At 64.0% G+C, this 22,950-nt stretch carries 21 protein-coding genes; 14 read left to right on the top strand and 7 right to left on the bottom strand.

What is annotated here, in order from left to right; all coding sequences use genetic code 11:
* Window positions 1-186: 186 nt before the first annotated feature.
* The 4 genes from AC1DB0_RS13985 to AC1DB0_RS13970 all read left to right on the top strand — a co-directional run bounded on the left by AC1DB0_RS13985 (window position 187) and on the right by AC1DB0_RS13970 (window position 3,865).
* The gene (locus AC1DB0_RS13985; protein WP_476757303.1) at window positions 187-1,080 is read left to right on the top strand and encodes an AraC family transcriptional regulator; all 894 of its coding nucleotides are present in this window, start codon (window positions 187-189) and stop codon (window positions 1,078-1,080) included.
* An 85-nt stretch (window positions 1,081-1,165) separates the two neighbouring features.
* Complete coding sequence (locus AC1DB0_RS13980; RefSeq protein ID WP_476757143.1) at window positions 1,166-2,422, top strand: hypothetical protein; 1,257 nt, start codon at window positions 1,166-1,168, stop codon at window positions 2,420-2,422.
* Between the two features lie 128 nt (window positions 2,423-2,550).
* Window positions 2,551-2,778 carry a hypothetical protein gene (locus tag AC1DB0_RS13975; RefSeq protein ID WP_476757142.1) on the top strand — a complete coding sequence of 76 codons (228 nt, stop codon included), beginning with the start codon at window positions 2,551-2,553 and terminating at the stop codon, window positions 2,776-2,778.
* A 1-nt stretch (window position 2,779) separates the two neighbouring features.
* Window positions 2,780-3,865 (top strand): calcium:cation antiporter, encoded by a 1,086-nt coding sequence (locus AC1DB0_RS13970; RefSeq protein WP_476757141.1) that lies wholly within the window; start codon window positions 2,780-2,782, stop codon window positions 3,863-3,865.
* Here AC1DB0_RS13970 and AC1DB0_RS13965 read toward each other — a convergent pair.
* The 6 genes from AC1DB0_RS13965 to AC1DB0_RS13940 form a co-directional block, all read right to left on the bottom strand.
* Window positions 3,755-4,753, bottom strand: a complete 999-nt coding sequence (locus tag AC1DB0_RS13965; protein WP_427948497.1) for a symmetrical bis(5'-nucleosyl)-tetraphosphatase — start codon at window positions 4,751-4,753, stop codon at window positions 3,755-3,757. The genes AC1DB0_RS13970 and AC1DB0_RS13965 overlap by 111 nt on opposite strands.
* An 89-nt stretch (window positions 4,754-4,842) precedes the next feature.
* Window positions 4,843-7,596: a decarboxylase gene (locus AC1DB0_RS13960; RefSeq protein ID WP_476757140.1), complete on the bottom strand. Its 2,754-nt coding sequence runs from the start codon at window positions 7,594-7,596 to the stop codon at window positions 4,843-4,845.
* A gap of 9 nt (window positions 7,597-7,605) precedes the next feature.
* Complete coding sequence (aspT, locus tag AC1DB0_RS13955; RefSeq protein WP_476757139.1) at window positions 7,606-9,294, bottom strand: aspartate-alanine antiporter; 1,689 nt, start codon at window positions 9,292-9,294, stop codon at window positions 7,606-7,608.
* Window positions 9,295-9,371: 77 nt separating this feature from the next.
* Window positions 9,372-10,787 (bottom strand): TolC family protein, encoded by a 1,416-nt coding sequence (locus AC1DB0_RS13950; RefSeq protein WP_476757138.1) that lies wholly within the window; start codon window positions 10,785-10,787, stop codon window positions 9,372-9,374.
* A gap of 10 nt (window positions 10,788-10,797) precedes the next feature.
* Window positions 10,798-11,940, bottom strand: coding sequence for an HlyD family secretion protein (locus tag AC1DB0_RS13945; RefSeq protein WP_054427169.1), 1,143 nt, complete (start codon window positions 11,938-11,940; stop codon window positions 10,798-10,800).
* Between the two features lie 18 nt (window positions 11,941-11,958).
* Complete coding sequence (locus AC1DB0_RS13940) at window positions 11,959-12,342, bottom strand: DUF3302 domain-containing protein (RefSeq protein ID WP_054427168.1); 384 nt, start codon at window positions 12,340-12,342, stop codon at window positions 11,959-11,961.
* Window positions 12,343-12,450: 108 nt separating this feature from the next.
* On the opposite strand from AC1DB0_RS13940, the gene AC1DB0_RS13935 reads away from it, so the two are divergent.
* Together AC1DB0_RS13935 and ppk2 are read left to right on the top strand one after the other, a co-directional pair.
* Entirely contained in the window at window positions 12,451-13,377 is a 927-nt protein-coding gene (locus AC1DB0_RS13935; RefSeq protein ID WP_476757137.1) for a helix-turn-helix domain-containing protein, read from the top strand.
* 128 nt (window positions 13,378-13,505) lie between these two features.
* Complete coding sequence (gene ppk2, locus AC1DB0_RS13930; RefSeq protein ID WP_054427166.1) at window positions 13,506-14,321, top strand: polyphosphate kinase 2; 816 nt, start codon at window positions 13,506-13,508, stop codon at window positions 14,319-14,321.
* 73 nt (window positions 14,322-14,394) lie between these two features.
* On the opposite strand, the gene AC1DB0_RS13925 is transcribed toward ppk2, so the two are convergent.
* Window positions 14,395-15,150 (bottom strand): IclR family transcriptional regulator, encoded by a 756-nt coding sequence (locus AC1DB0_RS13925; RefSeq protein ID WP_476757136.1) that lies wholly within the window; start codon window positions 15,148-15,150, stop codon window positions 14,395-14,397.
* An 82-nt stretch (window positions 15,151-15,232) separates the two neighbouring features.
* On the opposite strand from AC1DB0_RS13925, the gene AC1DB0_RS13920 reads away from it, so the two are divergent.
* The 8 genes from AC1DB0_RS13920 to AC1DB0_RS13885 all read left to right on the top strand — a co-directional run bounded on the left by AC1DB0_RS13920 (window position 15,233) and on the right by AC1DB0_RS13885 (window position 22,947).
* Complete coding sequence (locus AC1DB0_RS13920) at window positions 15,233-16,201, top strand: Bug family tripartite tricarboxylate transporter substrate binding protein (RefSeq protein WP_175171104.1); 969 nt, start codon at window positions 15,233-15,235, stop codon at window positions 16,199-16,201.
* 6 nt (window positions 16,202-16,207) lie between these two features.
* Window positions 16,208-17,077, top strand: coding sequence for an amidohydrolase family protein (locus AC1DB0_RS13915; RefSeq protein WP_476757135.1), 870 nt, complete (start codon window positions 16,208-16,210; stop codon window positions 17,075-17,077).
* A 28-nt stretch (window positions 17,078-17,105) separates the two neighbouring features.
* Window positions 17,106-18,107, top strand: coding sequence for a Bug family tripartite tricarboxylate transporter substrate binding protein (locus tag AC1DB0_RS13910; RefSeq protein WP_441371736.1), 1,002 nt, complete (start codon window positions 17,106-17,108; stop codon window positions 18,105-18,107).
* A 39-nt stretch (window positions 18,108-18,146) separates the two neighbouring features.
* The gene (locus AC1DB0_RS13905; RefSeq protein WP_476757134.1) at window positions 18,147-18,830 is read left to right on the top strand and encodes an RraA family protein; all 684 of its coding nucleotides are present in this window, start codon (window positions 18,147-18,149) and stop codon (window positions 18,828-18,830) included.
* Window positions 18,827-19,774 (top strand): NAD(P)-dependent oxidoreductase, encoded by a 948-nt coding sequence (locus AC1DB0_RS13900; protein WP_476757133.1) that lies wholly within the window; start codon window positions 18,827-18,829, stop codon window positions 19,772-19,774. The genes AC1DB0_RS13905 and AC1DB0_RS13900 overlap by 4 nt, the downstream gene beginning before the upstream one ends.
* A gap of 10 nt (window positions 19,775-19,784) precedes the next feature.
* On the top strand, window positions 19,785-20,855 hold the full coding sequence (locus tag AC1DB0_RS13895; protein WP_476757132.1) for a cyclase family protein: 1,071 nt from the start codon (window positions 19,785-19,787) through the stop codon (window positions 20,853-20,855).
* A 120-nt stretch (window positions 20,856-20,975) separates the two neighbouring features.
* Window positions 20,976-21,914, top strand: coding sequence for a Bug family tripartite tricarboxylate transporter substrate binding protein (locus AC1DB0_RS13890; protein ID WP_342066698.1), 939 nt, complete (start codon window positions 20,976-20,978; stop codon window positions 21,912-21,914).
* A gap of 34 nt (window positions 21,915-21,948) precedes the next feature.
* A complete protein-coding gene (locus AC1DB0_RS13885; RefSeq protein ID WP_476757131.1) occupies window positions 21,949-22,947 on the top strand; it encodes a Bug family tripartite tricarboxylate transporter substrate binding protein in 999 nt (332 codons plus the stop codon).
* Window positions 22,948-22,950 lie beyond the last annotated feature (3 nt).

The following is a 22,950-nucleotide window of genomic DNA, read 5'->3' as shown; positions in this document are numbered from 1 at the left end:
TTGCTTCATCAATCGGTAAGAGAATGGTAGAGAAACCGTGCCGCAAGGCGAATACACGGACCGATGCCGTTATTGCCTATTCCTATTGAAACGCTTTATGCACGGGATGATGTGGCGCTAGAATGACGGCCAATGCGACAACAGGAGCAAGCGGTGCCAAACGCCCCCCTACCCGCTTCCATCACGATGGTTCGTCTGCTGGAAAAACTGGCGCCCAACGAGGGCTACACCCAGTCGGCGCTGGACAGCGTGCGGCTGATGCGCTCCGACCGTCCGCTCGGGCGCACGCCGGTGCTTTACGAGCCGAGCATCGTGATTGTTTGCCAGGGCCGCAAGCTGGGGTTTTTGGGCGACGAGGTCTATGTCTACGACGCCCAGCATTACCTTGTGCTGTCCGTTCCGCTGCCGTTCTCAACCGAGACGCAGGCCTCGCCAGAAGAGCCCATGCTGGCGGTATCGATCCGTCTGGATCTGCTGAAACTAAGCGACCTGATCACGCAGATCGGCGCCACCGGCCGCCACCCCGATGCGCCGCCCACCGGCATCGCGTCCACGCCCCTGGCCGGACATCTTGCTAGCGCCACGATACGGTTGCTGGAAGTCTTGACGGACCCGCTTGACGCGCTGGTGCTGGGGCCGGGCATCGTGCGAGAAATCTGCTATCGCGTGCTCACCGGAGCGCAAGGCGGCGCGATGCGTGCGGCGCTGACGCATCACGGCCGCTTCGGACGCGTGGCGCGCGCGCTCAAGCGGATTCACACTGACTACGCCACGCCGCTCAACGTCACAGGTCTGGCGGAGGAAGCGGGCATGAGCGTGCCGGCGTTTCACGCCAACTTCCGCACGGTGACGCAGACATCGCCGATTCAGTACATCAAGTCGACCCGCCTTCATCAGGCGCGCCTGATGATGATCCGTGATGGCGTGACCGCAGCCGCAGCGGCGGGCCGCGTCGGTTACGAAAGCGCGTCCCAGTTCAGCCGCGAGTTCAAGCGCCTCTTTGGGCGCACGCCGGCGAACGAGGTGCGTGACATGCGCGAATCGTTCACGCTGTCGCCTGCGGTGCGGTTCGATACGTAGCCACGCCGTGGGCTTCAAATCGAGGCCGCCAACAAACTGGTTAATAATGCCTGTCCTCGTAACGAAGACAGGGAGACCCTGCAAGATGAGTCTGAACACACCCAGCCTATGGCATCGGCTGCGGCGTCCGGTCGCCGCAATGATCTTGGGCTTGCTGCCCTTCTGGTTATTCTTGGGAACGTCCCAGACGACCACCGTGAATGGCAAGCTGGTGCAGGACTCCAGCTTCAATGTGCTGGGCTTGATTCTGGCCATTGCGGGCCTTGTCATGACCGTGAAGATGCTGAAGCAGGATGGCGCTTACGGTGAAGCGCCGCGCTGGTGGCCACGCACTGTGCTGGCGGTGTTGGCGGGCCTGCTCTGCGTCTTTCAGATTGGGCAAACCGCAGGGTTCTATCACGTCAATGTCGGCCAATCGATCGCACAGTGGCAGGCCAAGCTTCTTGGCCCCTCTGAACCGCGCGCGCAGGCGCTGGCGGCTGAGCTCGATAAAGCGATGCACGCCCGCACCCAGCAACGTGCGGCAAGCGTGGACCAAGTTCTGCTGCGCGATGACATCGCCACGTCGCTCGCACGCATCCACGCTAACGGCACGCTCTTCAACCTGTATGCCGAGGCGTGCAACAACCCTGGCAAACGCTTCGTGCTGGACGCAGCCCCCGCGCTGCTGACCGACGACGACAAGACCTATATCAACAAGGCCCAGCAGCTGGCCGCGCGCAATGCGACGGAGCGCTTTGATTGCGATAGCCCGCAGGTGCGCGACTTCATGTCGAACTGGCTGGCCGACGACGTGCTGCGCGACCGCGCCAATCTGGCCCTGCAAACCGCCGCCTACCGCGAACGTTTCGGCGACAAGCCCGCGCCGGCAGGCAAGGATGCGCTGGTCACCAACGGCTTAGGGATATGGCTGGGCGATACGATCCGCCAGGTGCAGACGGCGCTTGGCACCCAGAGCGAGCCGGTGGCCGCGGCCAGTTCGGGCTATTACCGACTTGACCTTCCCGAGCGCGGCATGGAACTGCTGTTCAGCCCGGTTGGCCAAGTGGCCTCCATTACCGTGCGTGCACCATTCAAGGGCAGCATCGTGGGCCTGAAGATCGGTGATAGCCGGCGCACGGTCAACCGTTTGCTGGGCGATGGGTGGATTGACGTCCGGCTGCCCTACGACAACGCCGCCGCTGGCTACGACATCCAGTTGCGCAAGCAGACGCCGGGCACGCAAGCGCAATGGCTCGACCGGCGCGCCGGTAACGACGTGGCGGTGGTGCAGCTGTCAGGCGCAAACTATGCCAGCACCATCGACGAGATCCGGCTGATCACGCCCCGCCGGCCGGGGTAGCGCCGGGCGCATTCCAGACCAGGGAACGGGGCCGATGCGCCCCCACTTCCCATGCTGCAACGCGTATTGACCTCTCCTTGTATGCGTGACCCAATAAACGCGACAACCCAAATCGTATGGAGGCGGTCATGATGAATGCGCAAACCAAGCGGGTCATGGAAGTCGTGGCGGCCGCAGAGGACGGGACGACTTACCGCATCAACCGGTACTGCCGCTCCGAACCCGACCAGCCGGCAGATCCCCACTACTTTTGCTGCCTTCAGGATGGGCAGTTGGTGGCATGGCGAGGGGATGGCAACTACGAGTTGCCCGACGGCACCATCGTGACGACGGTGGCCACACGACTTTGCGGATAGGGTGCGAACCATCCTGCATGCCGAAAAATTCCTGCTGCTGGCCTGTGTGGTGGCGGTGGCGGGGTACGCGTTCGACGCGGGATCGGGCGGCCACGGCCAGCTGGTCAGCCTGTTGGAAACAGCTGTCCTCATCGCAGCGATCCTCGGCGCCTCGTTAAGCGTGGCGCACCACGCCGAGCGCATCGCGCAAAAGCTCGGCGACCCTTACGGCAGCATGATCCTCACCCTGTCGGCGGTTTTGGTGGAGGTGATTGTGCTGGGGATCATCTCGGCCAAAAGCGGATCACCCACGCTGGTGCGCGACAGCATCTATTCAGCCGTCATGCTCGACATCAACGGCATTCTTGGCGTGGCCGCCCTGCTGGGCGGCTTCAAGCACGGCGAACAGTCCTACAACGATGATTCCGCGCGCACCTACAGCGTGATGATCCTGACGGCCGTGACGGTGTCGATGATCATTCCCGAGTTCGTTCCGCAACCCAGCTGGCGGGCTTACAGCGGCTTCACGATTGTGGTCATGCTGTTGTTCTATGGCGTGTTCCTGCGCATGCAAACGGGGCCTCACAGCTATTTTTTCAGCTACAGCTATCCGGACAAGAAGACACGCCAGCCCTTGCCGCCCGGTGGCTACCCAAGCCGCAGGCAATCCATCGCCGTCATGGCTGCCGGCATCATTGCCGTGGGGTTCCTGGCGGAACTGCTGTCGCATTCGTTGGATGGCAGCCTGACGGGCGCCAACGTCCCACCCGGGCTGGTGGCGTTTATCGTGGCAGGGATTTCGGCCGCTCCGGAAATGTTGACGGCCTTGCGGGCCGCGTTGGCCAATCGCATGCAATCGGTGGTGAATATTGCGCTGGGTGCGTCCTTGTCCACCGTCATTCTTACCGTGCCCGCCATGGAGGCGATGGCGTTGATCTCAGGGCAACGTATCGTGATGGCCATGACGCCGTTGCAAACCTTGATGATGCTGGTGACGTTATTGGTAGCGGCGATCAACCTGAACGACGGGCAGACCAATGCCATTGAAGGCATGACGCACTTCGTCCTGTTCGGGGCGTTTCTGATGTTGCTGGCCTTGGGCCTGTAGGCTCGCCGCTGGCGATTCAACGGCGTCCCGGCCGACTTGAAGCAGCTTTCTGTCGCCCAGCCTCAAGGCGGTCAACACCCCTCCCGTCACGCAGGCGGTGTCCACGCACATAACGTCTGTCCTCACCAGCAGCCCCAGCGTGGCCCAATGGCCAAACAGGATGGGCGTGTCAACGGCCAGCCTGCCCGGCACGTCAAACCAGGGCATCGTCCCGCGTGGCCAGCCCCCTGGGGCAGATTTCGCCCCGGGCGCGAGTTCCCCTTTGCGCGTGCACAGCCGCATGCGGGTGAAGGCGCTGGCGATGAAGCGTATGCGCCTGTCATCCTGCAATTTTGCGTTCCAGCCCAACACCGCCGGGCCGCAGAACATGTGCATGTGATCGCGCCATTGCGCGTCTTGCAGCCGGTCTTCCACTTCGCGCGCCAGCGCCATGGCGGTATCCACATCCCACTGCGGAAGAATGCCGGCATGCGTCAGGACGTGGCCCGCCCCTTCATGCATCAAGGGACAGCGCCGCAGCCAGTCCAGCAGCTCGAGTGCATCAGGGGCGTTGAACAGATCATTCAGGGTGTCGCCCTTGCCCGGGCGGATGCATCCGGCGGCGATCGCCAAGGCTCGGATGTCGTGATTGCCCAGCACGACGGTGGCGCGCTCGCCCAGCGCCATGACGCGGCGCAGCGTCTTGGCGGACTCGGGCCCGCGATTGACCAGGTCGCCCACGAACCACAGCTGGCTCGTGGGGTCGTCTGCAATTTCCGGGCGTGCCAGCAGTGCGTCAAGCTCGGCGCAGCATCCATGCACATCGCCGATCACCCAGACCGATGGCGAAGCGCCCACGATACTGCCGCCGTTGCGGTTGACGGCTGGCTGCTCCACGGTGTGCGGCATGGCCTTCCCCATCGGGTTGACAATCACTCGCACCGATCAGCAAACGCCGTGCCCGGCGCGCCGCTTTCCGCTTTCCCTGAAATCCCTAGCTAGGGCGAGGTTCGCTTTCCGATGGCGGATGGCAGGATCAGCTTGATCCCGCGCGCCGCCTGATAGCCGTGGATTTCCTTCACATCCAGCTTGCGCATGAATTCGATGGTGCCGGCATCGATGATCTGGCCGGGCACCATGATGGGAAAGCCGGGCGGATACGGGATCACAAAGTTTGCCGATACCAGTTCCGGGCCATTCGCCAGGCGTTCGTCCAGCTTGGGGCTGGTCAAGGGCAGGTACTCGCACTCGTCCTCGTTGTAGGCCGCGAAGAAGGCGGTGCGCATATTGCCTTCCGACGTGGTGCTGGCGGGATTGTCGCGGTAACCATCGTGAAAGCTGCTGAAGTTGGGCAGGCTGGGCACGTCTTCCATCAAGCTCTTGACCTTGGCGGCGAACGCCATTCGCCCTTCCTCCCCTTCGGACTTGAGCCGGGCCTCAATATCTTGGGAGATCTCCAACAGCACCTTGATCAACGCGGCCACGTCGCTGCGCGTGTTGTTGATATTGCTTTGCAACAGCGCGCTATTGCGCGAGGTCTTGTTCAGCTGGATGTTGTACTTGGAGGCCAGCAGGTTCTTGAAGGTGGTGCCGTCGAATCCCGCCGTACCGCACACCAGCGTCAACCGGGTGGGGTCCAGGCAGAACTCGTCGTCCTTCAACGCCTTCACGGCGGTCAGCCAGGTCATGCCCGGCTGCATGTAGTCAGAAAAGCCCGAGCCGCGATACGCCTCCGGGATCATCTTGTCGGCTCCCAGCACGCTGAAGTACTTCGAGATCAGCGGATGCTTGGCCACTTCGCGGCGTATGGCTAACGCAACTTCAATCGCGCGCATGACCAGCTCGTACCCTTCGAGCTCCATCTGGCGCCGAGCGACATCCAGCGAAGCAATGATCTGCGCGTTCGGCGAAGTCGATGCGTGAATGAAGACGGCTTCGTGAAACGCCGAGATGTGATGGTCGTAGTCTTCATCGCGCACAGCCACAATCGACCCTTGCCGCAGGCTCGACATGGACTTGTGAACGGAGTCCGTTTCATAGACACGGATGCGCATGGTTTGCGGGTTCGGCACCAATTGCCGTTCCATCACGCGCGGGTCTTTCGGGTCCAGGTCTTCGCCCAGTTCCTGGACCTGGGCGTTCCATTCCTCCATGGCGGCTGGGTCGTCACGCCATTGCTCAAGCGCGGCGGCCGCGCCCATGGCCGTTCTGGGACGCAGGAACGGTGACCACCGGGCAAAGCCGAACCAGGCTTCGTCCCAAAGAAAAATCAGGTCTGGCTTGATGGCCAGGCATTCCGCCATGACGCGGCGCGTGTTGTAGATATGGCCATCGAACGTGCAGTTGGTCAGCGTGATCATCGACACCTTGTCGAGCCGCCCTTCCGCTTTGAGATCCAATAACGCCCGCTTGATGGTGGCCAGCGGCACCGCGCCGTACATCGAATATTCCGTCATCGGAAACGCTTCAACGTAGAGCGGCTGCGCGCCGGACAGCACCATGCCGTAGTGGTGAGACTTATGGCAGTTGCGGTCGACGATGACGATGTCGCCCGGTTTGGTCACGGCCTGGTAGACCATCTTGTTCGAGGTGGACGTGCCGTTGGTCACGAAAAAAACGTGGTCCGCACCGACTGCGCGCGCGAACTTTTCTTGCGCAAGCTTGATGTTGCCCGTGGGCTCCAGCATGCTGTCCAGCCCGCCTGTCGTGGCCGACGTTTCCGCCAGGAACAGATTCAAGCCATAGAACTCGCCGAAGTCGCGTATCCAGTTCGACTTGATGATGGACTTGCCGCGCGCAATCGGCAGCGCGTGAAACGTGCTGATCGGCCGCGAGGCATAGAGCTTGAGATTGTCGAAGTGCGGCGTCGACTGCCGGTCGCGCACGCCTTCCAGGATGTTGAGGTGGACCTCCATGGGTTCCTCGGCTTCATAGAACACGCGGCGGATCGCTGACGCTGCCGGGTCGCCCGCCAGCTGCTCGACGTTGCGGTCGGTCAGCAGATAGACATCCAGTTCCGGCCGGATGTTGGCGATGAAACGGGCCAGCTTGAGGCCCGCCTCTTGGGTCTCGCCCGCAGAGGGCTCCATGTGCTGATACACCGTCAGGAAGTCGCGCAGCACCGGGGTGTCGTGCTTGGAGCCAAAGGGCACGCCGTCATAGATGACAACCGCCTCGATCTTGCCGTTAAGAATGGTCGCCAGTACCGCGTCTTCGAAGGTGCCGACCAGCACGGGTTCGTAGACCAGGCCATCTTCGGCCCGGCGCAGTTGCCGGATCTCTTGGCAAATGGCCGCCGAACGTGCAGGAGACATCGCGTTCACGAACAGGGTTTCGAAATACGGCCGCCGCTGTGCGCCCGCGCCCAAGCCGGGCGGTAATCGGTCTGGGACATCGGTAGAGGTCTCGTCAGCCACTTCCCATTCGCTGTTGTCGTAACGGTAGCTGCCAGAGAGCAAGGCGCCGCTCATGCGAAGCACCAGGCGCGCCACGCCTATCGCATCGCCTTCGGCAAGGCGGTCGTCCAGCGCGTGCAGCAAGTGCGCGCCGGGATAAGCGAAGTAGCTTTCCAGCGCGCGCAATTCCGCCAACGCCTGCTGCACGGCCTCGCCGCCCGAATGGCGCTTGCCGCTTCGTTCCGCGGCGGCCCAGGCCTGCGCCTTGGCATTCATGTCGCGCCACCGGTCAGAACGGGCGGCGGAATTCGAAAACAGATGGTCCAGGTGCTGCGGAGTAGTCGTGTCACGGGTCATGGTGCTCTCCTAAGCAAGAATCATGATGATGACCATGCCCCATATGGTCAGCAGGGTATTGCCGACGGCATACGTGACCGTATATCCCAAGCCGGGCACCTGGCTCTTGGCGGCTTCGCACACCATGCCCAGCGCGGCGGTCGTGGTGCGAGCGCCCGCGCAAATCCCAAGGATCAGCGCCGGATGAAATTTGAAAACGAATTTGGCAAGGAACATGCCCAGGACCAGCGGGACGGCGGTGGCGAAAATGCCCCACAGGAACAGGCTGATCCCCAGCTTCTGCAAGCCGGCCACAAACCCCGGCCCGGCTGAAATGCCCACCACGGCGATGAAGACATTCAGGCCCACGGAATTCATGAACCAGAGCGTGGGTTCGGGGATGCGGCCGAAGGTAGGCCGAATCGCGCGGAACCAGCCGAACACAATGCCGGCGATCAACGCGCCACCTGCCGTTGAGAGGGTGATCGGGATGCCCCTGACATTGATCACCACCGCGCCGATCAGCGCGCCGACTGTGATGGCCAGCGACATGAACGCCACATCGGTTACGGTGGTGGGCCGGTCCACATATCCGATTTCCTTGGCGGTAGTGTTGATGTCCTGCGTGCGCCCCACCACCGTGATGACGTCGCCACGGAACAGCTGCGTCTTCGGCAACACAGGGATCACGGTCTCGGTCGGGCCACGGCGTATGCGCTTCAGAAATACGCCCCGCGCACCGGGCCAGCGCGCCAGCTCTTCCAGCCGCTTGCCGTCCACCTTCTTGTTCGAGATATAGATATCCACGCCTTCGGTCTTGATATCCAGCAGCTCGGCGTCTTGCACTTCGCGGCCGCTTGGACCCAGCCGGGCAATCAGCTGATCGCGCTTGCCGCCGATGGCGACAATGTCTCCGGCCTGGATCAGCGTAGTCCGATCCGCTTCGATGATCTTGCCGTCGCGGCGGATGCGTTCAACAAAGGCCCGCACGCCATCCTGCGTACCCGCTTCGATGTCGCCGACCGCACGGCCGATGAACGGGCTCTCGGGCGCCACGGAATACGCACGCACCTCGAAGTCATGCCATTGCGTTTCGCCTTCTGCGGCGCTTCCCGCGCCCAGCATCTGCTCGTACTCCTTGCACGCCGCAACCAGGTCAATGCCCAACAGCTTGGGGCCGATCTGCGCCAGAATGATGGCCGACCCCACCGTGCCGAAGATATACGTCACGGCATAGGCAATAGGCATCGCATCCAGCAGCGCCTGCGCTTCTTCCGGCGACTTGCCCAAGCGGTTGATGGCGTCAGTCGCCAGCCCCATCGACGCCGAAATGGTCTGGGACCCGGCAAACAAACCGGCGGCCGAACCCAGGTCATATCCCGCGAGGACAGCGGCAACTGCGGCCGCGCCCAGCGAGAACAGCGCCATGATCACGGCAAAAATCGCTTGTGGCAGCCCGTCTTTGGCGATGCCGCGCACAAACTGCGGGCCCACGCCATAGCCCACCGCAAACAGGAACATCAGGAAGAAAACCGACTTCACGTTCGGCGAAATCTTCACGCCCAGGATGCCAATGACAATCGCAACCAGCAGCGTTGCCGTCACCGCCCCAAGACTGAATCCCTTGAAGCTCTTTCCTCCGATCCAATAGCCAATCCCGAGCGCCAGGAAGATCGCGATTTCGGGATAGGCCTTGAGCGTAGCGACGAACCAATCCATGGTCTTCTCCTTATTCAACGGAATCTAGCCGTTGAAAATTTGGCGGGCCATACCCCATCTGCGGTACGTCTGGCCCGTTACTCTGAAGGGACATCGACAACACTGAACTTTCCGCCCAGCGCCAAATGCAGGTTCACGCGCTGAACCAGCCGTTCGGCGCGCACATGCAACAGGTCGCCTTTCACGCGCAACACATCGCGCTTGCGCTGCAAGACATCGAAAGTGTCGAACTGGCCGATCCGGCGTTGCACTTCCGCCAGCTCCAGCGCGCGGGTGCTTTCGGAATACTGGCGTTGAATCGCGCGCTCGCGCAGCGCCAGTTGCTGCTCGCCCGTCAATCCGTTTTCCACTTCACCCATGGCCGTGAGGATGGCGCGTGCATAGGACGCCAGCGCTTCGCGCTGCTGCTCGGTACGCAGTTCCAGCGTGATCTGGCGGCGGCCGGCATCAAACAACGGCCAGATCAACGATGCGCCCACCGGATAGACCCAGCTCTGCATGCTGGTGGCCAGCCCCGAGTAATCTTTCGTGAAACGGCCCGCCCCCGCAAAGATGGAAATCGCAGGCAGGCGCGCGGCCTTGGCTTCTTCGGCGCCGAAGTACGCGGACACCATCCGCTCGCGCGCCGCAATCAGGTCAGGCCTGCGGTCCAGCAAGTCCAAGGGCAGCCCGGGCGCAAGCGGCGGCGGGGTGTCGGGGATGGCTTCGTTCGCTTGCGCGGCCCCTTCTGGGTAGCGGCCCAGCAATAGCTCCAGCGCACGCAGCGCCTGCATGCGCGCCTGTTCCCGTTGCGCCACGACATCTGCCGCGGCTTCGCGCTGCTGCGCCCAATAAGCCACGTCCAGTTCGCTGACCTTGCCGATGCGGCGGCGGTATTGCACCAGCTCAAGCTGTTCGCCGGTCGTGCTTTCAAGTTCCTGCGCCAGCGCCAATTGGCCGGTGGCCTCTAACGCAGCAAGCCAACTCTTGGCGGTCAATGCGCCGATGGATTGGCGCGCGTATGCGTAATCGGCTTCGGTAGACCGGTATCCGGCCTCACCCGCCCGTTTCTCTGCGCGCGCCCTGCCCCATAAATCGATTTCCCAGTTGATCAGGATGGCGTAGCCATTGGCGGAAAATGCGCTGCCCGGCGTGGGGTCGGTCGCCGTGCGCGCCCCGAAGCCAACCGTGGGCAGCAGGTCCGCGCCCGCCAGCCTGGCCTGCTGCGCCGCCTGTTGCACCCGGCTGGCCGCGACACGAAGGTCCAGGTTATTGGCCAGTGCTTCATCAATCAACGCTTGCAAGGTTCCATGTTCGGGAAATCCCGCCCATGCCGGATCAAAGGCCGCCACCCTGGCGCTGGCGACCCAGTGTTCAGGCACTGCCTTGCCCTCCATGGCCTGTTCGGCCATCGCCTGTTTGGTGGGCGCGTCCAGGTTGGCGCAGCCCGCCATCAGCGCGGCCGCGCACATCGCGGTGAGAAGCTTGGGAACGATCATGCGGTTCGGGTGCATGTCGGCGCCGTCAATGAAGCTTCAGAACCAGATAATCCAGCTTGGACTGCACGCGGAAGATAACTTTGCGCACCATATGCAGCGCGCCCAGGCGGTCCGTGTAGATTGCAGCGTTACCGCGGGCGCCCATCGCCAGCGTCATGTCTTGCGGCGTTTCAAGATCAATGCGCACCGCGAACTGCATGGGCGCATCGGCTCGCGCGCCTTCGCTGGTGGTGCCGGGCAGCAGGCCCGATGCCTGGAATTGGCCTTGCGACGTGGCCCAAACAATGGAATCCACCTTGCCCTTGAAGACGTGGCCGGGCACCGTGCGCAGCGACACTTCGACCTCGTTGCCTTCCTCGACTTTGGTCAGCTGATTCTGATCAAAAAACGCGATCACCTGCTGCGTGGTCTCAACAAACGACATGATCGGCCGCAGCGGTATCGCGGCCGCGTAAGACCCCACGCGCGCCTGCAAGTTGATTGCGTAGCCATCAGCGGGGGCATACAGCGTGGTCTGCGCCAGTTCCCACTTCGCCGTGTCCAGCTCGGCCTTGACCTGCGCCACGGCTACCTGGTCCCCGTCGACCACCGCCTCCTGATTCAATTTGATCTTGCGTTCGGTCTCGCGCGCGGCTTCCCAGTTGCCCAGCCGGACTTTCAATTCGCTTTGAAAGCTCTGCACGTCGTACTGGCTGCCCGCGCCGCGCGCCGCCAAGGCGGTGCTTTGGCGCAGCCGCATCCGGGCAAGGTCGACTTGCGCCAAGGCCGCTGCCGTCAACGATTGCGCGGCGGCAAGGTCACGGTCCAGCGATTGCCGCGTGGCTTGCGCATCGATGAGCTTGGCTTCCAGCTGCCTGACTTTCAATTGATAGGGTTCCGCATCCAGGCGCAGCAGCACGTCGCCCTTCTTGATCAGCCGGTTGCCTTCCACTGCAATTTCCACCACGCGCCCGGTCACCCGGGGAATGATTTCCACCACATAATTGACAACGCGCAGCTCGTTGGACGATGGCGTCACCACATTGATGATCAACACCAGCGCCGCCACGCCGGCGGCCCCGATGGCCACCACGCCAACCTGGGATTTGATGTTCCACGGCAGCCACTTCAGCTTGATGAAGATCAGCCAAATCAACAGCCCATACACCATCAAGATGAGTTCAAGCATGCCGGCGCCCCTTTATCGTCAACCCAAGGTTTCCGGACCGGGCCCGTCTTCCTCATGCTTGTCGCGGCCATAGGCGAGCCGGTATCCGACGGGTCTGGTATGCGCCCACAGCCAGGCAAAGGGCCAGAGCATGCCGCCAAACACCAGCGATAACAGGCACAGCGACTTGATGGCCTCGGCTTGAGGGTGATGACGTTTTTCGGCAATCACTTCCGGCAAAACGTGCAGCTTCCAGAAGATCCAGATGGCCAGAATGGGGACAAGAACGAGCACGACCCAGACGAGCACATCGGCGATGGCGTCCTCCAGGTGTCCCGACACCGCGTGTCCCGTCAAGGGAAAGCACAGCAGCGCAACGGTTGCTACGGCCACGAACCGGCGCCGCGATTTGGCAAGAAACATGTAGAGCCCCTTGCAAGAGAACGTGTGCTGCATTTTCGCCAGTGACGGAGTGCTAAGTCCATGCTAATTTCGGCAATATGTCGTCAGCTCTCTTGCGTGGAGGCTTAGATGAAATTGCAGCACTTCGAGTCGTTTGATTCGTACGCGGCCGCTCTCTTCCACGCCGACGTAAGGGTATTCCTGCTGGGTTCTAAAGACGGCGGCTGGCGAACCGGCCATCTGGATGTGGATGGCATCGACGTGCAACGCGGCGTCACCCGGGTGCCTAACCTGTGCGAGGCCGCGGGCTGGGCCACGCACCTGACCTTGCTATTGCCAGAACCCTCGCCCGCCCAGGCATGGCTGAATGGCGTCCCCTTTAGTCAGGATTCGATGGGTGTGCTGGCGCCTGGCAAAGGGTTCGTCTTCCGCGCCGCTGGCCCCAATGACTGGGTCAGCATCGCGCTGCCGCTGGCGTCTGATTTATTAATAGACGACAGCTTTGCGGCGCAAACGCTGCGGCGCTGGGCTAGCGCGGCTGACATGGTGAAAACAGACCCCCTGCAAGTTGCCGCGCTGCGCGAGGCGGCGCTCCTGTCGATGGCGCCCGCCTGTCCGCCCGCGCTGGGGCGCCGTCTGGTTGAGCAGCGCTTGCGTAATCTGATCGCCAACCGTGTGCCGCACGACAAGAACAAGGGCCGGCCGAGCTTGTGCTTGCCCCAGCTGTGCGAGTTGGCGCTGGCGATCTTTCGCGACCGGCAGCAGGCGGTGCATGTGGACGAATTGCGCAAGGGCCTGAAGATCAGCGAACGCAGCTTGCGCGACGTTTTCCAGGCCTGTTTCGGCATGAGTCCGGGCCATTACTTAGCCTTGAGAAAACTGCATGACGTTTATCTGGACCTGGCCCACAGCAATAACCAGCAGACCGTTTCCGATTGCTTTTTTCAGCATGGCTATCCGTATTCCACATACGCGGCCGCGCGCTATCACGACCTGTTTCTTGAAACGCCGTCCGAAACCCGGCGCAGGCGGCATCCGCATTCGCATCCCGCCTGACGGCTTTTCGCCGGAATCATCATGGACGCGCGGCGGGCTCGCGCCTCACAATCGCGAAGGACGTGGGAAATACACGAGCAATACAAGAGCAATACGCAAGTAATTCGTGCGACTCAAGGAGGCACATCATGGCCAAGAAAAGAGCAGCGGAAGACAGCGTGAAAACAGCAAAGCCCCTGACGGGCAAGGACTACGAAAAAGAACTCGCCCGCCTGCATATCGAACTGGTCAAACTTCAGCAGTGGGTGGTGCATAGCGGCGCCAAGGTCTGCATTCTGTTTGAAGGCCGCGATGGCGCGGGCAAGGGCGGCACCATCAAAGCGATTACGGAGCGCGTCAGCCCGCGCGTGTTTCGCGTCATTGCCTTGCCCTCACCCACCGATCGCGAGAAGACGCAGATGTATGTGCAGCGTTATCTGCCGCATCTGCCCGCAGCCGGTGAAATCGTGATCTTCGACCGCAGCTGGTACAACCGCGCGGGGGTCGAACGCGTGATGGGTTTTTGCACGAAGGAACAGGCCAAGGTGTTCCTGAAAGCGGTGCCGCTGGTGGAACGGGCGATCGTTGATTCCGGGATCATCCTGCTGAAGTACTGGCTGGAAGTCAGCGAAGAAGAACAGACCCGCCGGCTTCAAGCGCGCATTCACGACGAGCGCAAGATCTGGAAGCTATCGAAGCTGGACCTGGATTCGTACAGCCACTGGTACGACTATTCACGGGCGCGAGACGACATGTTTGCCGCCAGCGATACCGACCATGCGCCGTGGTACGTGGCCGACTCCAACAACAAGAAGCGCGTGCGCCTGAACATCATCAGCCACATCCTTCAGAGCATTCCGTACAAAGCCCTGCCCCATCCCGAAGTCAAACTGCCTAAGCGGCAAAAGGCGCAGGGGTATCAAGAGCCGGATCGGCCGATTCGATTCGTTCCGGAGAAATTCTGAACCGAGCTGAACCTCGCTGAATCACGCTGAATCGCGCTGACACCTGCTGAACCGCGTGAGTCGCCACGCGCGTTCAAGCGCCCTGCCGCGCGCCCATCATCGAGCGCGACAGCCGGCTGGCCGCGGCAAGAATGGCATCCTTGTGGCCCAGCAGCACTTGCTCGGTCAGCCGGGAGATCGGGCCCGAGATGCACATTGCGCCCAGCAAGGTCCAGTTCATGCCATAGACCGGCGCCGAGAGGCTTGAGACCTCGGCGTCGCGCTCGCCCAGCGACATCATGTAGCCGGCCCGCCGCACGGATTCGTAGGGCTCGCCAGCTTCGCCGGAGAAGGCCAGCAGCACGCGGCCCGGGCTGCCCAGCGTGAGCGGCAGCGACGCGCCCACCCGCACGTGATGGCGGATGGACTTGGGCCCTTCGACACGCGCCATGCAGATCCGCTGGTTGCCCTCGCGCACATAGAACGTGGCGCTTTCGCCCGTGGCGGCCGATAGCTCGCGCAGCACCGGCTGCACCACTTCCTGCACGTTGAAGGTGGCCTGATAACAAGCGCCCAGCCAGCCCGCCGCGCGCGCCAGCCGCCAGGTGCCATCGGCACGTTGCGCCAGGTAATCGTCCATGGCGAGCGTGCGCGCCAGCCGCAGCACCGTCGAACGATGGCAGCCGGTGCGCCGGCTCAGTTCCGCCAGCGTCAGGTGCGATTCTTCAACGCCGAACGCTTCCAGGATGCGCATGGCGCGGCGCACCGCAATAACGCCTTCTTCGCCGTCCTCGCCTGCCTTCGCGGCATCGGGGTTGCCAGTCTCTTCTTCGTTCATGGTACGCAACATGTTTCGCTAGACGAACTTGGATTGTATTGTGCGGAACACGATCCGACAATGCGCCTACCAAAACAAAAATCGGAGACAAACCATGAAGGTCGTCGTACGCGCGCTCTCAGGACTCGCCCTCGTCTGCGCAACCGGGCTCAGCCTGGCCCAGGGCTACCCCAACAAACCCATCCGCCTGGTCGTCCCGTTCCCCCCGGGCGGCGGCACCGACGTGCTGGCCCGCGAAGCCGCCGTGAAGGTCGCCAGCAACACCGGCTGGAACATCGTGACCGAGAACCGCCCCGGGTCCGGCGGCAACATCGGCGTGGACACGGTGGCCAAGTCCGACCCCGACGGTTATTCGCTGGTGCTGGGGCAAACCAGCAACCTGGCGATCAACCCCACGCTGTACGCCAAGCTGCCCTATGACCCCGAGAAAGACCTGAGCGCGATTGGGCTCATTGCCGACGCGCCGCTGGTGATCGTGGTGCCGGCGGGTTCGCCGTTGAAGTCGCTGGACGACATGATTGCGGCCGCCAAGGCCAAGCCGGGAATACTGAATTACGCCAGCTCGGGCAACGGCACCGTGTCGCATCTGGCGGCCGTGCAGTTGCAGAACGCAGCGGGCATCCAGCTCACGCACATCCCCTACAAAGGGGCCGCGCAGGCCTCCAATGACCTGATCGGCGGGCAGATCGACATGTACCTGTCGTCCGTTCCCACGCTGATCGGCCACGTGCGCAACGGCAAGATGCGCGCGCTGGCGGTCACGTCCGCGCAACGCGTGCCCGATCTGCCCGACGTGCCCACCATCGCCGAACGCGGCTATCCGGGGTTTGAAGCCGTGACCTGGTTCGGCCTGGCCGCCCCCAAGGGCGTGCCGAAAGACATCGTGGACCGCTTGAACGCCGAGTTCAACAAGGCGCTGCAATCCAAGGAACTGAGCGTGAAGTATCAGGAACAAGGCGCGCGCGTGCTGACGGGCACCCCTGAGGACTTCGCCACACTGATCCGCGACGACCGCGCCCGCTGGGGAAAGATCGTCAAGGACTCGGGCGCCCGCGTCGAGTGACCTTTCATGCGCGCCCCCTACGCCTATTCCGCTGGTGAAGGACGGCCTGCCGTCGCCGTGCCCGCTGGCGCTTGCGACTGCCATGTCCACGTCTACGACGGCCGCTATCCGCCCGCGGCGGGTGCAACGTTGCTGCCGCCGGACGCAAGCATTGCGCAGTACCGCGCGATCCAATCCCGGCTCGGCACGCAGCGCGCGGTGCTGGTCACACCTTCCACCTATGGCGCCGACAACCGCAGCATGCTGGCCGGCCTGGCCGAATTGGGTGAACAGGCGCGCGGCATCGCCGTCATCGACGGCACGGAGTCCGACGCGCAACTGGAAGCGCTGCATGCGCAGGGCGTGCGTGGCATTCGGCTGAACCTGTCGCTGGGCGTGACGGGGTCGGCGGCGCACATCGCGCCCTTGGCCGCGCGAGTGGCGCCGCTGGGCTGGCACGTGCAGCTGCTAATGCCGCCCGATCAGCTCGCGCAGCTGGGCGAACTGCTGTCGTCGTTACCCACGCCCATCGTGTTCGACCACCTGGCCCGCATCACGCCCGCGCTGGCCGGCCAGCATCCCGCGCATGCGCGGGTGCTGCGCTTGCTTGGCGCCGGGCGCGCCTGGGTGAAGCTGTCTGGCGGGTATCTCGTCAGTGATCAGCGGTCGACCGACGACCCATCGCTGCATGCCTTGGCGCGCACCTACCTCGACGCCAACCCCGACCACGTTATCTGGGGCAGCGACTGGCCGCACGCCACCGCGTCGGCCGGCAAACAGCCTATGCCCGATGACGCCCGCCAGCTTGACCGGCTGAGCGAATGGGCAAGCAGCCCGGCCGCATTGAATCGCATTCTGGTGAGCAACCCGGCAGCCCTCTACGGCTTTCCGGAATGAAAAAAGACAACATCACGGAGACACCCTCATGCCTACCCTGGCCACCGCAACCCTCACCCGGCGCCGCCTGCTGACCCTTGGCGCAGCACTGGCCGCCACCACGGCTTTCAACGTGCGCGCAGCGCCGGACTGGCCGGCAGGCAAGACCATCACCTGGGTCGTGCCTTATCCGGCGGGCGGCAGCACCGACGTGCTGGGCCGCGCCATCGCGCAGCAACTCGATGCGCTGCTTGCCACCCGCGTGATCGTCGACAACCGGCCGGGCGCAACAGGCACCATCGGCGCCGCACGCGTCGCGCGCGCCGAACCCGACGGTCTGACGCTGCTAGGCACCTCGATCGGCCCGCAAGCCATCGCGCCGCACGTAATGGGCAAGCTCACCTATGACCCGGTCGCGGACTTCGCGCCCGTCATCATGATCGGCACGATCCCGCACCTGTTGGTCGTGGGCGCGGCGCAACCCTTCAAGACGCTGGACGACCTGCTGAAAGCCGCAAAGGCCGCGCCGCAAAGCCTGGCCTATGCCTCTGGCGGCACGGGGACCATCCTGCATATGCAGGGCGAACTGCTACAGCAACGCACCGGGGCGCGATTCCTGCACGTGCCTTACAAGGGCGACACGCCCGCCTTGCAGGACACGCTGGCCGGCCAGGTGCAATTCGCCTTCATCCCGGCCGCCGCCGCGCTCCCCCATGTGCGCACGGGAGCGCTGCGCGCCTTGGCCGCCACATCGGCCCGCCGCCTGCCCGCCCTGCCCGACGTTCCCACCATGGAAGAAGCCGGCATGCCCGACTTCGTGGTCGAGCAATGGCAAGCCGTGTTCGCCCCGGCCAGCACGCCTGCCGCCGTCATCGAACGGCTGAATACCGATATCGCCAAAGCGCTGCAAAGCCCCGCGTTGATTGCGCTGGCCGAGCAGCTTGGCATCACGCTCGCCGGCGGCTCGCCGCAGGCATTGGACCAGACCCGCAAGGCCGACTTCGACAAGTGGGGCAAGGTCATTCGCGACGCTGGCATCAAGCCGGCCTGACGACGCCCCACCTCCCTTCTGACTCTTTCAGGAACCTTCATGGCAAACCAGGACATCATCAAAGACTTTCCCCGCGTAGACGCCACCATCGTGCGCCGCGCGGCTGAACTGCAACCCGCGATTCTGGCCGACGTGGCTGGCCGCCGCGGCGCGCTCAGCGGCCGCATCCGGCCCTTGCACCCCAGCATGAGAGTCGCGGGCACGGCGCTCACCGTTGAAGTTCGGCCGGGCGACAACCTGATGATTCACGCCGCCATCTCGCTGGCCAAGCCGGGCGATGTGCTGGTCATCGACGGCAAGGGCGATCTGAGCTCGGCGCTGATGGGCACCATCATGATGACCGCCTGCCGCAAGCTGGGCATCGCGGGCGTGGTGATGGATGGCGCGGCACGCGACACCGTCGAAATCATCGAGATGGACTACCCGGTGTTCGCCGCAGGCACCAACCCCAACGGCCCGACCAAGAACGTGCCCGGCCGCATCGGCCACCCCGTGTCGGTGGGCGGCGTGACCGTCAATGCGGGCGACTTCATCATCGGCGACGCCGACGGCGTGGTTGTCGTCGAACGCGAAAAAATTGAAGGCCTGCTTCCCGCCGCCGAAAAGAAAGTGCGCGACGAAGCCGCCCGCATCGCCGCCATCCAGGCGGGCGACACCGAGGCCAAGTGGCTGACGGCAGCGCTGCGCGCGGCGGGTGTGTTGAAGGAAGGGGAATCGCTGTGAACGCTCCCGCTTCTGACAAACCCGCCATCCTCGTCACGGCGGCCGATCTGGCGCCCGAAGCGCTGGCGCTGCTGGGCGACTTCGACGTGGTCTACGCGGGCAAGACGCCGTCTGAAGACGACGTCGTGGCGCTGTGCCGCACGCACAACCCCATTGCCATCATCGTGCGCTACAGCAAGGTCGGCGCGGCCGCGATGGATGCGGCACCGGCGCTGCGCGTGATCTCCAAGCATGGCAGCGGCACCGACACCATCGACAAGGCCGCGGCCGCACAACGCGGCATCGACGTGGTTGCCGCCGTGGGCGTGAACGCAGCGGCGGTCGCCGAGCAGGCGCTGGCGCTCTTGATGAGCTGCGCCAAATCCGTGGTGGCGCTGGATGCGCGCATGCGCGGCGGCCACTGGGACAAGTCCACGCACAAGAGCGTGGAACTGGCCGGCAAGACGATCGGCCTGATCGGCCTGGGCGCCATCGGCCAGCGCATGGCGGCGGTGGCGCACGGCATGGACATGCGCGTGATCGGCTTTGATCCTTACGCGCAGAACCTGCCCGCGTATGTCGAGCGTGTGCCGTTGGAGCGCATCTGGAAGGACGCCGATGCGATCTCCCTGCACTGCCCGCTGACGGATGACAACCGCGGCATGGTCAATGCCGCCACGCTGGCGCAATGCCGGCCGGGCGTGATTCTCGTCAACACCGCGCGCGGCGGTTTGGTGGACGAAGACGCGCTGCTGGCGGCGGTGCGATCCGGCCAGGTGATGGCGGCGGGCCTGGACAGCTTCGCCACCGAACCGATGGCGGCCGGCCACCCCTTCCAAGAAGAACCGCGCATCATCCTCAGCCCGCACATTGGCGGCGTCACCAGCGCGGCTTACGTGAACATGGGCATGGCCGCGGTGCGCAATATTCTGGCGGTGCTGGCGCGCGATTCCGCGTCCGCCTGAGGAGCCGCCCATGCCGCAACGATGGAAACAAGCGCCGCCGGGAAGCCACTGGGGCGAATTCGGCCCCGACGACCAGCTCGGCCGCATGAATCTGGTCACTCCCGCCAAAGTGCGCGAGGGCATCGCCGAAGCGCGGGAAGGGCTTACGTTTTGCCTGTCGCTCCCATTGGACGTGCCAGGCGGCATGGCGCTCAACCCCCGCCGCTTGCCGCCGCAGCGCTATGCCACGTTGCGCGACGGCAAGAGCGCGGGGGCGCAAGGATATTGCTGGTCGTACGCATCGGAAGACCCGCAACTGACAGACGTCGTATGCGACGACGTGCTGCTGATGAACACGCAGTACTCAACCCAATGGGACAGCCTGGCGCACATGGGCAGCCTTTTCGATGCCGATGGCGACGGCGAGCCTGAAGCCGTCTTCTACAACGGCTTTCGGGCAGGCCAGGAAATCGTCGCTGCGCACGAAGACGCCGAAGCCTCCGCGGAGTGGGCGCGCTTTCCCGGCCCCCGCGCCGGTGCGCTTGGCATCGAACATCTAGCCGAGCACGGCGTGCAAGGCCGTGGGGTGTTGATCGACCTGGAAGCTCATGTAGGCCGCACGCGAACCGCCGTCGGATACGACATGCTGATGCGCATCATGGAGGCCGATGGCATCACGGTGGAATCTGGCGACATGGTGTGCCTGCACACGGGGTTTGGCGACATGCTCATGGCCATGAACCGGCAACCCGATGTGGCGCATTTGCACGCAACCGGCAGCGGGCTCGACGGCCACGACAGCCGTCTGCTGCAATGGATCGATACGTCGCGGCTGGCCTGCCTGATTTCCGACAACCCCGCCGTCGAACTGGTGCAGACGGTGAACCTGAGCGCGCCCGCCCCCGCCTTGCGGCGCCCGCGCCTGCCCTTGCACGAACATTGCCTGTTCAAGAACGGCATCCATCTGGGCGAGCTTTGGTGGCTGACGCCGCTTGCGCGCTGGCTGCGCGCCCATCGCCGCCATCGCTTCCTGCTGACCGCGCCGCCACTGCGCCTGCCGGGCACCGTGGGTTCGCCTGCTACGCCCATCGCCACCGTCTGACCAATCCATTCCCGGCATCCACGCGTTCAACCCGCCATTGCCTGGCGCAGCGTCCGAAACAGGCCGCACGCCCACACGCTAAAGAGGAGACATCCTGTGAGTATTTTCCGCCCCCTTACGATGGCGGCCTTGGCCCTTTGCGCCAGCGCCGCCCACGCCGCCTACCCCGAACGCCCCGTACGTGTCGTGGTCGGCTTCTCTCCCGGCGGTCCGACTGATGTGGTCGCCCGCGCGTTCGCGTCTTATGCGTCGCAGGCCACGGGCCAGACCTTCGTGGTCGAGAACAAGCCCGGCGCCAACACCATCCTGGCCGCTGAAGCCGTCGCCAAAGCGGCGCCTGACGGCTATACCTTGCTGGTCGGCGCCACCAACCACACCATGATTCCGGCGCTCTACAGCAACCGCGTAAAGTTCGATGCGCTGCAATCGTTCACGCCCGTGTGCGCCGTGGCCGTCAGCCCGACCGTGCTGGTTGTCGGCCCCGCACTGAAAGTGGACAGCCTTGGCGCATTCCTGGCGAAGGTCCGCGCCGCGCCGGGCCGCATCACCTATGCCACGCCCGGCACGGGCAGCTCGGGGCATTTCGCCACTGCGGAGTTCCTGCGCCTGACCCATACGTCGATGAACCACATCCCTTACAAGGGCGCGGCTCAGGTCATCTCCGACCTGATGGGCGGCCAGATCGACAGCTCGTTTGCGACATTGGGGTCGGTGCTGCCGCAGGTGGCATCCGGCAAATTGACCGCGCTGGCGGTCGCCGCGCCCAAGCGCCTGCCGCAACTGCCGCAAGTGCCCACGTTCGATGAGGCCGGCGTGCAGGGTTACACCGCCGACGCCTGGTATGGCGTGCTGGCGCCGGCCGGCCTGCCGCAAGACGTGCGCGCCAAGCTCGAGCAGGTTGCCCGGGATTTCGCCAAGGCGCCCGCCACCGCCAAGAGCCTGGATGCGTTGGGCATGCAACCCCGCGAGACCTGCGGCGATGCGTTCCACGCGCAACTCTCCGGAGAAATCGACACCTATCGCAAGCTGGCCGACGAGCTTGGCCTGAAGGCGGACTAAGCCCACCACAACCCGAACAGAGAGCGAGGAAGACATGGCCACACACAAACCCTCCCGGGCACGCCTGAAGGCCGCTGCCCTGATCACCGCTTGCGCCTTGCCGCTGCTGGCCTGCGCCGCGCCCCAAGCCGCGGACGCCTGGCCCAGCCGCCCCGTGCGCATCGTGGTGCCTTATGGCCCCGGCGGCGCGGTGGATGTCGCCACACGCAAGATGGCGCAAATGCTGTCCACACAGACGGGGCAGAGCTTCATTGTGGAAAACAAGCCCGGCGCCACGGGCACCATCGGCGTCAGCCAGGTTGCGCGCGCCACGCCCGACGGCTATACGCTTGTCGCCAACGACACCACCTATTCCCTGTTGCCGCACATCTTCAAGAAGCTGCCCTTCGACCCGGCGCAAGACCTGCAACCGGTGTCGGCCTTTATCTTCGCCCCGATGGCGCTGGCCGTATCCGCCGACAGCCCGTTGCGCACGCTGGGCGACCTGACGGCAGCGGCTCGCGCCAAGCCCAACCAGATCACCTACGGTTCGGGCGGCCCCGGCACGACCCCGCATTTCGCGGCCGAAGGGCTGTCGCTGGCTACAGGCGCCAAGTTCATGCACGTGCCCTTCAAGGGCGCCGCCGAAGCCACGCAAGCGGTGATGGGCAAAGTCATCGACTTCCAATTCGCGTCAACGACCGGCGTAATGGGGCCGGTGCAAGGCGGCCAGCTGCGGCTGCTGGCCGTCAGCGGTGACAAGCGGCTGGAAGTCTTGCCCAACGTACCGACATTTACCGAGGCCGGCGTGAAGGACTTTGGCGTGGTCAATTGGACGGGATTGTGGGTGCCCAAAGGCACGCCGCCCGAGGTCTCGGCGCGCTTGCAACGCGAAGTGGCCACGGCGATGGCATCGGAAGAGATGAAGACCTTTGCGGTCAAGATGGGCGCCGAACCGCGCGCGGCGGACGCCAAGGAGTTTGGCCGCATTTTGGCGGACAGCGGGGTGATGTGGGGCAACGTCGCTCGTAACATCGGATTCGACGCCAAATAAGCT

The organism is Achromobacter sp. 10T422, from assembly GCF_056394065.1.
This window is presented reverse-complemented; position numbering and strand designations above follow the sequence as displayed.

Bases quoted from the DNA above. Each gene is read 5' to 3' on its own strand.
- AC1DB0_RS13925 (WP_476757136.1), bottom strand. From the start codon at position 15,150: ATGTTGCGTACCATGAACGAAGAAGAGACTGGCAACCCCGATGCCGCG.
- AC1DB0_RS13895 (WP_476757132.1), top strand. From the start codon at position 19,785: ATGCCGCAACGATGGAAACAAGCGCCGCCGGGAAGCCACTGGGGCGAA.
- AC1DB0_RS13945 (WP_054427169.1), bottom strand. From the start codon at position 11,940: ATGCTTGAACTCATCTTGATGGTGTATGGGCTGTTGATTTGGCTGATC.
- AC1DB0_RS13975 (WP_476757142.1), top strand. From the start codon at position 2,551: ATGATGAATGCGCAAACCAAGCGGGTCATGGAAGTCGTGGCGGCCGCA.
- AC1DB0_RS13960 (WP_476757140.1), bottom strand. From the start codon at position 7,596: ATGACCCGTGACACGACTACTCCGCAGCACCTGGACCATCTGTTTTCG.
- AC1DB0_RS13905 (WP_476757134.1), top strand. From the start codon at position 18,147: ATGGCAAACCAGGACATCATCAAAGACTTTCCCCGCGTAGACGCCACC.
- AC1DB0_RS13985 (WP_476757303.1), top strand. From the start codon at position 187: ATGGTTCGTCTGCTGGAAAAACTGGCGCCCAACGAGGGCTACACCCAG.
- ppk2 (WP_054427166.1), top strand. From the start codon at position 13,506: ATGGCCAAGAAAAGAGCAGCGGAAGACAGCGTGAAAACAGCAAAGCCC.
- AC1DB0_RS13910 (WP_441371736.1), top strand. From the start codon at position 17,106: ATGCCTACCCTGGCCACCGCAACCCTCACCCGGCGCCGCCTGCTGACC.
- AC1DB0_RS13920 (WP_175171104.1), top strand. From the start codon at position 15,233: ATGAAGGTCGTCGTACGCGCGCTCTCAGGACTCGCCCTCGTCTGCGCA.
- AC1DB0_RS13890 (WP_342066698.1), top strand. From the start codon at position 20,976: ATGGCGGCCTTGGCCCTTTGCGCCAGCGCCGCCCACGCCGCCTACCCC.
- AC1DB0_RS13965 (WP_427948497.1), bottom strand. From the start codon at position 4,753: ATGCCGCACACCGTGGAGCAGCCAGCCGTCAACCGCAACGGCGGCAGT.
- AC1DB0_RS13935 (WP_476757137.1), top strand. From the start codon at position 12,451: ATGAAATTGCAGCACTTCGAGTCGTTTGATTCGTACGCGGCCGCTCTC.
- AC1DB0_RS13915 (WP_476757135.1), top strand. From the start codon at position 16,208: ATGCGCGCCCCCTACGCCTATTCCGCTGGTGAAGGACGGCCTGCCGTC.
- AC1DB0_RS13980 (WP_476757143.1), top strand. From the start codon at position 1,166: ATGAGTCTGAACACACCCAGCCTATGGCATCGGCTGCGGCGTCCGGTC.
- AC1DB0_RS13940 (WP_054427168.1), bottom strand. From the start codon at position 12,342: ATGTTTCTTGCCAAATCGCGGCGCCGGTTCGTGGCCGTAGCAACCGTT.
- aspT (WP_476757139.1), bottom strand. From the start codon at position 9,294: ATGGATTGGTTCGTCGCTACGCTCAAGGCCTATCCCGAAATCGCGATC.
- AC1DB0_RS13885 (WP_476757131.1), top strand. From the start codon at position 21,949: ATGGCCACACACAAACCCTCCCGGGCACGCCTGAAGGCCGCTGCCCTG.
- AC1DB0_RS13950 (WP_476757138.1), bottom strand. From the start codon at position 10,787: ATGCACCCGAACCGCATGATCGTTCCCAAGCTTCTCACCGCGATGTGC.